This is a genomic window from Candidatus Stygibacter australis (genome assembly GCA_030765845.1).
Taxonomy (GTDB): domain Bacteria; phylum Cloacimonadota; class Cloacimonadia; order Cloacimonadales; family TCS61; genus Stygibacter; species Stygibacter australis.
In genome coordinates this window covers 1-12,888 of record JAVCDJ010000259.1, presented here as the reverse complement: position 1 = coordinate 12,888, position 12,888 = coordinate 1, and the positions used below count along the sequence as shown (strand labels likewise).

Annotated in this window: 9 protein-coding genes; 8 read left to right on the top strand and 1 reads right to left on the bottom strand. The window is 35.4% G+C overall.

All coding sequences use genetic code 11. The features are described 5' to 3' along the window. The first annotated feature begins 64 nt into the window (after window positions 1-64). From RAO94_12980 to RAO94_12945, 8 genes are all read left to right on the top strand, one after another. Window positions 65-352, top strand: a complete 288-nt coding sequence (locus tag RAO94_12980; GenBank protein ID MDP8323255.1) for a hypothetical protein — start codon at window positions 65-67, stop codon at window positions 350-352. A 255-nt stretch (window positions 353-607) separates the two neighbouring features. Further along, a complete protein-coding gene (locus tag RAO94_12975) occupies window positions 608-2,071 on the top strand; it encodes a sigma 54-interacting transcriptional regulator (GenBank protein ID MDP8323254.1) in 1,464 nt (487 codons plus the stop codon). A gap of 1,078 nt (window positions 2,072-3,149) precedes the next feature. Beyond that, window positions 3,150-3,509 carry a hypothetical protein gene (locus RAO94_12970; GenBank protein ID MDP8323253.1) on the top strand — a complete coding sequence of 120 codons (360 nt, stop codon included), beginning with the start codon at window positions 3,150-3,152 and terminating at the stop codon, window positions 3,507-3,509. After that, window positions 3,509-5,776 (top strand): AAA family ATPase, encoded by a 2,268-nt coding sequence (locus tag RAO94_12965; GenBank protein MDP8323252.1) that lies wholly within the window; start codon window positions 3,509-3,511, stop codon window positions 5,774-5,776. The genes RAO94_12970 and RAO94_12965 overlap by 1 nt, the downstream gene beginning before the upstream one ends. Continuing rightward, complete coding sequence (locus RAO94_12960; GenBank protein MDP8323251.1) at window positions 5,757-6,788, top strand: hypothetical protein; 1,032 nt, start codon at window positions 5,757-5,759, stop codon at window positions 6,786-6,788. The genes RAO94_12965 and RAO94_12960 overlap by 20 nt, the downstream gene beginning before the upstream one ends. Window positions 6,789-6,796: 8 nt before the next feature. Continuing rightward, window positions 6,797-8,923: a hypothetical protein gene (locus tag RAO94_12955; GenBank protein ID MDP8323250.1), complete on the top strand. Its 2,127-nt coding sequence runs from the start codon at window positions 6,797-6,799 to the stop codon at window positions 8,921-8,923. Between the two features lies 1 nt (window position 8,924). Further along, window positions 8,925-10,013 (top strand): hypothetical protein, encoded by a 1,089-nt coding sequence (locus tag RAO94_12950; GenBank protein ID MDP8323249.1) that lies wholly within the window; start codon window positions 8,925-8,927, stop codon window positions 10,011-10,013. A gap of 28 nt (window positions 10,014-10,041) precedes the next feature. Next, on the top strand, window positions 10,042-11,235 hold the full coding sequence (locus RAO94_12945) for a T9SS type A sorting domain-containing protein (GenBank protein MDP8323248.1): 1,194 nt from the start codon (window positions 10,042-10,044) through the stop codon (window positions 11,233-11,235). An 83-nt stretch (window positions 11,236-11,318) separates the two neighbouring features. Here RAO94_12945 and RAO94_12940 read toward each other — a convergent pair. Continuing rightward, the coding region (locus tag RAO94_12940) for a hypothetical protein (protein ID MDP8323247.1) at window positions 11,319-12,888 on the bottom strand (1,570 nt) is incomplete at its 5' end.

Genomic DNA, 12,888 nt, shown 5'->3' with positions numbered 1-12,888 from the left:
TCTTTTCCCCTATGGAGTAATATAAAGAAATCGTTAAAATTATTAACAAGAATGGAGGTAGTTTATGAGTGGGAATTTAGTGAATTATATTGAAGTACAAAAATCTGTAGTTCATGAAAATATGGAAAGGCTTAAAAAGTCAAATCCATCATTTAATTCTTATAATCAGAAAGAGTTTGAGTTGTTAGTAGTATCAATTATGGCATGTCATGAATTGAAATGTGACAAAACAGAGGAACAGAATCAAAAAATAAGAGAGAATCTACATCTTATTAAAATGTATGAGAAAGGAGATGTTTATATAGTTTCAATACCTGTTGATTTTGTAGATAAATTACGAAAATTAGAATAGGATTCATGTTGGTAAGTGTGCTGTATCTTAAGCGGAAAGTTGTGGCAAATAATGTTTTTACTCGATCTGAGGTTGAGGAAATTCAGAAAAGAGTATTATTCCTGGGAACTACGAGCTCCAGCTCGTAGCCTTATAATCGAGGAGCTGGAGCTCCCCGTTTCCAGGATGCAAGACAATATTATTTACTTGACTGGTATATGGTTTATCACGTTGATAACATTTGATAAAAAAAATAAAGCAATTACGAGGGGTTTTATGAGTAGTGAAGGTGAAAAATTTACTGGCAGGTATGATCTTTATGATTATGTTCTGAATAATGATGATATTCTCAATGATACAAGAAAAAGGAATGAGTTCATAGAAAAAGTGCGTGCTACTTTTGGGGTGAAGGATTTTGCTGTTTATACTAAAGAAGGGAATCTCCAGGTAGCCTCCCGAGAGGATTTTAATGCAATCAGAAATTCTTCACAATTTAATTCTTGTCTCCAAGGTGATATTTCTCCTCGCAGTATTATAAATTATACAACAAAAAAAGCTGATAATATCTATATCCCAATATATAATAAGGATGAAGTGGTTGCAGTATTATATCTGGAGTGTGATGGCTCTAATGGAAATGGATTCACCGGAAAGGAAGCAGAAGAGATTCAAGATATCTTTCAGCCAGTATTTGTTTACCAGATGATCAATGCGAGTATGGGCAGTGAAGTGGTTTCCGGGTTTATGGGTATTATTGGAATGAGTGAAGCCATGAAGAGGGTATATAAAAAGATAATCCTGTATTCACAGTATGATGAACCAGTATTGATCTGCGGAGATACAGGTACTGGAAAAGACCTGGTAGCCAGTGCTATCCATCGTTTTTCTCAGCGCAGTCATAACAAATTTAACCCTCAGAATTGTGCTGCTATTGCTGAAGGGATTTCTGATACTATATTATTTGGTCACATAAAAGGAATATTTACAGATGCCAAAGAAAGTAGAAGTGGAATTTTTGAGGATACTGAAGGTGGAACGCTGTTTCTGGATGAGATTGGGGACCTTGACAAAAAATTGCAAACAAAACTTCTGAGAGTATTGGATACCAAGAAAGTAATAAGAATGGGTGAACATGAAGAAAGAGAAACGGATTTCCGGGCAGTCTTTGCCACTAATAAAAACCTGGAAGAAATGGTTAAAGACGGCAGTTTTCGTCAGGATTTCTATTATAGGATATCTGCTCTGCGGATAGATGTCCCAAGTTTGCAAGAGAGAAAGGAAGATATTCCTCTGATCGCAAAATCTATAATTGAATCCTTCTGCCGTCAGTATCAAAAAGTTATGGATGCTGAACCTCTCACAGAAAGCGCGAAAACTATACTGATGAATCATAACTGGACAGGTAATGTGCGTGAATTGATCAACGTGATCAATCGCTCCCTGATCGAGCATCGCAGTAAGAAACAACTTGATGCAGCAGATATTGTTTTCTCTGTTAGATCTGGCGCATTAAGTCCAATAGCAGACATAGAATCATTCTTTAATCAAGATCATAAACTGGACGATGTTATCTACACATACACAAAGAAAGTATATAGACGGTATAATGAAGACCGGATCAAAACCGCTTCTACACTTGGAATATCTCTTTTTTATCTGAAAAATATCTTGAAGCCAGAAAGTCTTTTTAGAAAAAATAAAGAAAAAAATGAACTGCCACAGGAAATAGATCTACTCTGATATATTAATATAGTGAATTTTGTTAGAATTGCATGGGAAAGACAGAGAATACTACCAATGCAGAAATGAATGCCGGATCAAAGGGTCGTCCAAAACTCTTGTCCGAAATACGTTCAAAAGTCTTGTACTTAGCTGTGGGATCATTTCATCACGTGTATATCAATTCCCGATTCTTAAATACTATAAGCGAATATCCTGGAATCAAGGAATTTTTTCTATAACTGATGCGATAAACAGGATAGATAAAGCAACAATTGTTCTGATACTAAAAAAAATATTATTATCTCATAACTTCCATATTCATGAAGATTGGTCACTATCTGCTATCTTTACTGAATTAAACCCGTCAAATGTCCTCTCAATTGCCTATATAGAGCCTATAGAGAAGATACAGAGAAGCTCAACTGAGCACGGCATAACAATATAATGTCATGCCGTGCTCAGTTGAGCTACCTTATTACTACTTATATCACTCTTTATTGAAAACGTAATATATTAATTGATTAGAATACGGGAGATGGGAAAGTGAAAAAATTGGAAAATAGGAGGATGGGAAGATGAGTAGCCAAGGTATCTTGCTTTGGGTTATGCTTATTCAGAACTTTCAGCTTTGATTTAATTCAGACTTGATTATTCTTCGTGTAGACTCTTGATGATTATTCACTATTATGACATCTGATTGCAGGGAGTTGTCCCTTCGAGTCACATTTACAGCGTTCATTGCGAGCAAAAGACCTTGATATGGTGGTTACAGGTTCACCATCCCGGAGGTCTATTGATCATCCGGGAGGTGAGTTAGCTGGTACTGACAGCAATTAGTAAATAGATGTTAGTCAGGAAAGAGGAGGTGGTAAAGATTATGGGGTAACAGTGTTTGATAAAAAGCACAGTGTTGTTAATACTGTTAAATTTCATGTAATATTTTTTATTTTGACTCAGAATGCTGATTTTTTTTTACTTCTTCAAAAGCCCTAATAATAACCATTCATTTAATTTAAGATAATTCACAAAATAAAATATAATCAGGTTGGTACTTTAAATGCATATAAGATTAACTAAAAAGAAGCTGGAGGTTAAGATGAAGAAAAAAATCAAGCCTGGGTATCGATGGATCAAGATCAAATCCGAATCACCTGAGGACTTGAGAAGTGTGCTGAGAAAGATGAATAAACAGCGTTTGAGAAATTTTAAAATTAGGTGGGTAAATGAACCCGGAACTCAAACTTGCACAAACCTTGAAGGATTATCTAAATATCAGAAGAAATTGATCAAGTACTATATGAGACTTAAAAAGAGCAATGATCGAACAGCCAGTGGCTTAGATTTTACCATGAAATATGGGTGGCTTGTGAAACCCGTGTTTTGTAACTGGATATGCAAGTTTCGCGAAATATGCAAGATCAAAGAAATTATCGATAATGATCAGGGAGAGTTATAATGAATAAAGCAACTGCGTATCCTACACCGCATGCTAAATTCATCTATCAATTATCAAATTTAGTATCAAAATACACTAAGCTGACCATTGTGGTGAACAGTGATGAGACGGGCTTTAGTTCAGAGAGTGATTATGAAAGAAAGTCAGGGATTTTAGAGGTGAAAGGAGAAAGATCGCAAAATATTATCCAGGTGAGTTTCAAGCTTACTTCTGGGATTAGGGATGCAAAGGTATCTATTGATCGCCTGTTCACAAAGCTTTCTGAACTAGGTGATAATGTAAATATTTTAACGCCGGTGACTGAGATTAACCATAGTGTCATCTCACTTTGGGTAATGATGGCAATAGAGAATGAAACACTGGATTTTAACGTAGTAAATTCTATCATGCTTGATATGGAAACAATTAATAAGTTAGCAATATTCATTCAAGACGAATTACCAGAAGTTGAAGATGAGGATAGTATTTATGAAGTTTACAGAGAGATCAGTGATTTTATAGCACCTGTATTTCCATTAAACTCAAAGCAGAGCTATGATAATGAAAATTACAAGAATTGGCTGGCAGAAACCACTGAATTAATAAGTTCAAAATTACCTGTAGCAATAGTTTGTGAGAATATCATACAGGAGGAATATATCCTGGCAGCGATAGCGGGTAAATTAAAAAAGAAAGGAATGACAATAGGACAATTGCAGGTAGCAACTCTTAATGTGAAATCGATATTGGATATTGCTAAAAAGGCACCTGGCATCCTTTGGCTGCGCTCATCCAGTTTAGCAATAGGGACTAATATATATGAGATAAGCAATGACGTTCAAAATGTATTGCAGCAGATGCGTAATCAAGGATATAGAGTGATATTTTCGGGCAGTTATGCCGAACATCAGGGCGTGTTTCAAGGAGGGCAGGGCGGGGTTTCTGATCCTCAGCTTCCAGTAGTCCGGCATTTACCTGTTAAAATTCCCATGAAGTATTTACTAGCCCATAAGCTTGAACAGGAAGTAAAGCAAATTGGCGGATTACCAAAAACTATAAAGAAAGAGCTTTTCAGCAGGATCTATGAAGCTCAAAAAGGAAGGGATTATGCTGATCAGATGAGATCATTAACTGCAATAACTAATTACGAATTAGTTAACTATAAACAAGGAGATACATATAGTCCAGAGAACACGAAGGCTTTTTCAGGTCAGGTAATTAGAATGCAGGAGACATTTTCCGGTATTGAAAACAAGCCTTCAATAGAACGGGCAGTTTCAGTGCAGAGAAACTTCCTTAAGGGCTTAACCACTAATTCCATGTATGAATTTTTAACTGGTAGATTACTTGCCCAGGATAAAGCTTTAAAGACTCTGACTAAGCGATTGCAGGAGGAAGCGCTATTAAGACCTTTATATCAGCCCATCCGCTACTGCGCACAGGGAACACCAGCAACGGGAAAATCAGAAAGTGCAAAATTATTGGCAGAAGCACTGGGAATACCTTTCATCAATATAGATGCAGCAGGAATGCCTGATTTTTATACAGCTTCTTCTCAATTACTGGGTTCGGGCAGGGGATTAGTGGGCTCAAACAAGAGTGGTCGTCTGGAGCAGGCAGCTAAATGCAATCGGGGTGCTGTATTGGAAATATCTGATCTGGATCATGCAAATAGCCATGTGAGAGCATCATTGAGTGATTTGTTTTTGCAGGTATTGGAAACTGGTCAGGCACAATCTGCAATGGGAGAAATGTTTTCCTGCGCCAACTTGATCTTTGCATTTACGATCAATTTGCCGGATGGAAAAGATGAAATTTTGCGCAAACCAGGAGTCGGATTTAACAATTACCCTACTGAGAGCAGTATCCGCAAAGACGTAGAAAAAGAAGTAAAATATATGTTCAGCTCAGCGTTTTTATCCAGAATAGGCAATCCAGTACTCTTTGAGACCCTAAAAGGAAAAGACCTGGGGCTGATAAGTGAACAGGTTATCCTAAGCTCTATATTTGAAGCAGCTAAAAGACTGGATTTTAAAATTAGTGAATTAGAGATCAAGAAAAATACAGGAATGGCAATAATCAAATCTATAGAGGATATTAACACTTTTGGAGCAAGAATTTTAATAGATAGAACTCGCAGTATTCTTGCTGAGGCAATCCTGGAAAAATGGAATAAGGGAGAATTAGAAGAGCCAGGTAAACTGGTGATATTTGCAGATGAGAGTGGAAAATTGATATTAAAAAAAGAAAATAAACCCGGAGGAACAGATGCAGAAAAAAGTGTTTAGTTTATTAAGCCAGGTATCATATAATAGAGCTGGTCAATCAGATTTGATAGAGCTTAAACCTACAAAAGGAAAAAATCCACTATTCATCCCCAAAGTAATATTGGAAATAATTGTTTGGTCGATAATAAATGGTGAATTCATTCACCTTAGTGGACCATCGGGAAGTGCCAAGACGGCATTGATCCAGGCTCTAACGATGCCTGAAAATCTGTATCCGATAATAGATGGCATGAATAATTCCAGAAAATCAAGATATAAAAAGAAGCCTTTGAAAATGTATCCTATTGAGATGTCCACTTATGAAACACCAGCAGAATTACAATCTGTACGTGGACTTTCACAAGGCTCTACTTATGATGAAGACAGTGAGATAGTAACAGCATTGAAAAACTGCGTAGAAGACCGAAAGGACTTTTATCCTCTAATCTGGCTGCGTGAGATGGGCAGAGTGATAAGCGCAAATGTCCAGGGAGGCTTACTTAATCTTATGGACAAAGGCGAGGTGATCCTGAGGAAAAATGAGGTTGTGGATTGCATGGAAATCAGTTATATAGCTGATTCAAATTATCAGGCAGATGAGGATGCTCATTTTACCTTAGTCCCGCTTGATTCTGCACTAAAGAGACGCTTTAGTGTTAATATCACCCTCGACTATTTGAGTCGTGAAGATGAGATGGTGGTTTTAGAAAACATTATCAAGCGTGATGGGAAGCTGGGAATCAACCATGATCTGGTTATTGAAGTGGTAAATCTTGGCAGTCGGATAAGAAAGAATCAGGCAGAGGGAAACCTTTTATCAGTTGCTCCACCTTCGATTTACGGGTATTTAACGTATTATAAAATGGCAATGGGGCTGCAGCATTTAAGTCATCCCAAAATTGCAGAATTTACTTTACTAGGACATGCCAGTAATGATGACCAGAAAATAGTTCACAGTATCTTGAATGATATATATAGTGTGTATGACGACGATATAGAGAAAGATAAACCCTTGAGTGGCAATCTAACATAGGAGTAACAATGAATAAGCAGCCAACTATTAAAAACATCGAAAGATTTGACAGAAGTAATTATTTCAGTAGCAGTTATTCTCGTAAGAGAAAAACAGACTGGGCAGGAATACCCCCAGGTTATGCCTATAACTTCAATCAAAGTTATTATATCCGCCAGATAGCTCGGTCGAAATATTATTCTTTGCTAAGGAAAGCTCAGAAACAGTCAGTAAGGCTTCTTAATAAGGGAAAAAAGGGGAGTTATCAACCAGTGATAAAAGCACAATTAGATCCCTTTTTTTCCAAGTTTCCCAGTATTTTGGCTGCATACTCGTCTATAGGATTAACTACATATCTGGAATATATCAATTTACTGCCCAAAGATAAGAACCTTTTGGAAATCGATTTAGAAGATGCTATCGATGATCTGATGGAAGAGATAGACCCGGAGTTTTATATAGATGAAGATTGCGTAACTGAACTTACAAAAGTTATAAAAGATGCAGTTTTCAAAAGAGTAAACCTGGAAGTTATCAGTCGTGAAAAAAATCTATTTTATGTAGAAATCTACAGATTATTCTCAGCTTCGCACCAGAGTTTGAAATTCAGATCGCTTTCTGATATTGCCAGGGCAGTGATACTATATGGTGATGTACTGGTGTGGGATATTTCAGATTTACATCCGATGACCAAAGCTTTGCTGGATGATATTTTTCAAGTCAGCGAAAATTTCCTGACAGCAATTGGGGAAGAGGATTCCGCTAATTTGATAGACTTCTGTAATCAATGGATATTGGCTTTAATTCGTTGCCTGGCAAAATATCTACCATCTGAAGATGATAAATATCGAGAGCAGGGAGGAATGACAGAAGATATTGAGGGTTATGATACTTCTACTGATAAGAAATTTAAATACTACCTGGCAGAGAACTTTTCAGAGACCGGCAGTTTTCATGCACTTGCCAAACCTCGTGCTCCGGAGTTATTTGACCCCAGGAATGAAAAAGAGAAAAAAGGCAGGTCTTTTGTAGATATTGCCCATGCTCCAAAACAGACTTCAAATGTGGACCAGGAGCCAAATCCGATCAAGAAACTTCTGGAAGAAACAATAGATAACATCGACAAAGCATCTGGTAATCAATCTAACTGGGAAAATAAGCGTTCCGATCTGCTAACTCAGGATAATGTAGATTTTATGGCTGGTGAGATTCAAGGTGAATTTAATGAGGGACACGAAGTCGAAATAACAGTGGGAAAAAATAAGAAGAAATTCAAAGGTGAAATCTTTGAAAGACCAGTGGAACTTTCTTATGATGAAGAAGCTATCAGTGTATTAATGCAAGAATCAGAAATACTGACAAGAGCTATGAAAAATCAGCTTTATCCGAATGTGATCAAGGAGCCGGTTATCAGACGGATAAAAACCAGTGGAACTCTTGATTCATCCAGATTGGCAATAGGTGATTTTTCAGAAGCGATCTTTAAACGGCATAGAATTCAGGAAATATCTGATAAACGGGGTAAACCTGTATTATTGATAGCTGCTGACGGATCAGGAAGTTTGAACAGCATTCAAATGAAAATGCTAAAATTACTTACTGCTGCCTGGCTGCGTTCAACAACGAATACTGATATAGATATCATGGCGGGGTTATATCATTCCGGAGATATTCGCAAGTCATTGCATGGTCCCCTGGTACAATGGATGTATCATTCTCAAAAAACATTATGTGTTAGTAAACAGGATGCCTTAAGGACTTTGATAACGCTGCCGGATACTGGCACCGGCTGTCAGTCTGATGCTGTCTCCATTGCCTTCATGATCCAGGAAGCTCGCAAAATGGCAAAAGGAAGAATGATTTATTTGATACTTATTTCTGACTGCTGCTGGAATGTATCATTTCGTGAAGGCATGAGTGGTGCAGAAGAGGTGGAAATGGTTATAAAGCAATATTATGAAGAACTTGAGGATAAGCTTCATGTAACTTTGGTGGCTCTGGGGCAGGGAGTTACTGGATTTGAAGATGTTCTTGATAAAGTGATACCTATCACCAATTCAGATCTTAATAATATTGATAAAGTAGCTTCTCAGATTGGATTATATGTGGCATCAACGATGCGTGAAAGAAGAAAACTAATCAAAAAAGGGAGATGAAATGGCTGATATTAAAAACTCTTATAAATTCGATTACAGGGATGAAATTGGCTTTGAATATGATGAAAATGATATTGATGATGGATATTTCTATCATGGAGATCCCAAAATTGCCAAAGAATGCCTTTCGGTTTTGATAAATCAATTACTCAAGTATGAAGAAGTGCGCAGCAAACTGGAAAATCAGGATGGAAAAATTGAAGATCTAACTTTAATCAATAGTATACTTACAGAGAAAATCACATTCAGACCTCGTTATCATACATATAATGTCTCATTAATTGACCAGGATAGTATAAGGCAGTTAATGTTTGCTCTGGATAATTATCACCTGGATGTAAGACGATTGGAGCACGGTCTGCCAGTTTACTATATTTGCCGCAAGAAGCACAATTATCGAGGAAATTATGACATGATAGTGGAGGATATTTATCGCAGCAGAGGTTATGATTTTGAAGATAATCGGTTTGTGAAACTTATGAGTTCAGGGAAAGAAGTTTATTTTCTGCGGTTGAGTCATCTTCGAAAGAAACTTTGTAACAATGATTATACTGACCTGGAAAATCATAGTATCGATTCTGTGATCAAATCTTTGGGCAGAAATATTTTTCAATATGCCTGGCATGAAGATCAGATCTTGGGTTTTACTACAGCGAGAAAATTAGGTATCAGGAATTTTCAGGATGCGATTGAATTGCTTTACCTTTGCCTGAATAGCGAATTATGCGAATTGCGCAGTAAAGTTAATGATAAATTACTAAAGCAGTTGATGATAGTTTACCCTCAGAAAGCAATCTATGATTTTGTGAAGATGATCACTAAAATGGAAGGCAGTAAACTCGACAAACTTCCTAATAAAGCACTTAAGCAATATGCCAGATTATCAAAAGCCTACAATTCTCTTTTAAAAACAGAAGTGCTATGGGGAAAAGGAAAACAATTTATACCACTTTATAAGATTATTTTCGGGAATTTTTTCCGAATGAATATGGTTGGCAAAAAATTGCGTCATAATAAAATTCTAATCGCAGCAAAAAAAGAATTTGAAAATATCTCAAAGGATGTAATTGCGAAAATATTGGAAAGCTGAGATATCAATTCATAATAAAGGGGTGAGTATGAAAATCGGAATTATCATATTATTAATTATCTTGAGTATAAATCTGGAAGCAAATTATACTTATGAAGAGATCGATGGAGAATACCGCATCTATTGCAATGAACATCATTTTATGTCATTATTGAATAATGCCGGGGAATGTGCCTTTAGACCACATCCAGGAGATGATATTAATGGCTGGGGAAGTACAATATATCTACAACCCTTTTTACCCGGTGCAGTGCTTATGCATACTGTAATAGATGATATTTCGACAAATTTTGATGGTGTGAATATAATTTGCTCAGGACTGGTGTCATTTGGTCAGGGAGGAAACTGGGGTTGCTGGGATTTTGATCTATTTTTTTCTTATGCTGATATCGATAAAATTGTTAGTGGATCGGGAGATTATCATATTCATTTATCAGATGCCCTGTCAGAAGAAAGTGGTGATCTTAATTTATATAAGATTGCCAGTAATTATCTATATAACGTACCTCTTCTTGATCCCCCATTCTGGGGTGATACTGGTGATATGAGTTATACTGAAGTGTTGGGTAATGCGGCAGGATTTCCATTTTTCTGGTATCCTGCCGATAATCCAGGATATTTCCCAGGATATTTTACTGATTCTCTTGCAGTCTATGTGTATGGTGAGTACAATAATATTGATACTGTGGCTCAGGGTTATGAATATATAGCCCCAGCGTGGAAACCATCGATTTCAGTAACCCTTAATTCAGAGGACAATGCAGAGATCACATTTGGGGGGATTTATGATCTTGATCATTCCTCTGAGTTCTGGTCAGATAATATAGGGATCACCCCTATAATATTATCAAATAGTGACATGACGGATTTCGATTTTTCTGTAATATTTAATTCTGATACAGATGAGCCGATTGTAATGACAGAGGAAAAATTGATTAAGGATTCACATGATTTCATAATATATCCAAATCCATTAATGTTGAGCAGACGGATAAGAGGTAATATCAATATCAGATTATATCCTTCCTGGCAAAATAATGAAGCAGTAAAATTAATAGTTTATAATATTAAAGGGCAGAAGATCAAAGAAATGGATTTTACTATCCCAGTAAATCGCTCAATCCCGATTAAATGTGATTTATTTAAACAAACTGGAATTTATATTCTGCAATTACAAAGTAAGAATTTTATTACTTCCAGGAAAATTGTTGTAGTGAAATAAAACAGCTTACAACAATAATGATATAATTTCATTTCGTGCCCGAAAGAAATCTTGCAAACAATCTCAATTAAAATCGGAACCTTTTAATTATCTGCCTTGTTGTCAAGTTCATCTAATAAATCTTGTACAAATAAATAACCTTGCGATAGATAAATCCTGCAAATATGCAAAGCATCTTCTTTATCACCATCATAAATTTTTCTTATTAATTCAAGAATATCAGTATCTTTATATATTGGATATTCATTATTTTCAAGTAATTCCAAATATATTTTGCCAACATATTCAGGGGTGGTTTCAACATGATTCAATAAATTTTCAATTAGATGAACAGAATCAAAACCTCTTTTTATGTATCTCACAGATTTTTTCATCCATTCAAAAACACATTCATCAATTTTCTCAACCAAAGATAACCAGTCCGATAAGTTTGCAATTAATTCTTGATTAACTTTCATGCTTTTATTTTTTTCTAATTCTGAAAGTAATTTACCCCATAATTCTCTTACTTTTTGTTTTTCCCCAGGTTTAAATGATGAAATGAATCTTATTATTTCTTTAATAAAATGTGGTTTTTCAATACTAATTATTTTATTAATCAAGCTTTCAGGATCATCCATTTTTTCAATATTCTCAAAATAGCCAATACATATATTCTGAATTGTACCCACCCAAACAGAATCATTTTCAAACACAGTCTCAAGGGCTAAATTATAATCTCCTTTTTCCCATAGATATTCATAGATAAACTTAGTCCAATAATGATCGTAAAAAATATATCCGGTATAAACTGCTTTCCAGCATTCAAATGACTCTTTTGAGAAAATATTATTTAAATTATTTTCTACCCATTCATGATCCAAATAGATAAGATTCTGAATAAATCTGCCTAAAGAAAGGCAGAATTCTTTTGAAGGTTTTTTCCTTTTATTTACATAATCATCGAATACTTGCCTGATACCTGATAGCCAGCTTTTTCCTTCTGGTTTCTGATCTCTTGATTTCATCAAAGACAAATTTATCATTGCCCAATACAAATAACCTCTTGTTGAATTCAACACAGCTATAACAACATCAGTCTGCTCAAATAAATGATAATCTCTTTTATCTAATTCTATTAGAATATTTTCTGCTAATTCTATGTATTCAAAATCAATAGAATTTTTTGTATTTTTTGAACCTTCATTTATAAAATCAGCAACGTGCATCACAAATAAATCAACTAAATTTTGATCTATTTCATTTGAGATATTCCAGAATTCACTTTGATCAATAATGTCTTTAATATAATTTAATATTATTCCCCAATCAATTGGTTTATTATTCTTCCATGCTTCAAACAATCCATCAATTAATGAAGGTTGAAATGTATTATGTAGGTTTATGAAACTATTGATTTCTTCTATAATTCTTTGCGGATTTAAGAAGCAGAAATGGCTAAACATCCTTTGGATCCCTGTCATTTGAAGAGATTCAATTGGATATTGATCAACAGATTTATTCAATATATTGCATATTTCCAGGTTATTTTTGCTTTCAATATCTTTAGTCTCTATTGGGTTGTCATAACCTGATCTATATCTAACCATCTCAATTTTACTGGGATGTACTACTTCTTCCTGATTCAGTTCTTTATATTTTTTGAGTTTTTCT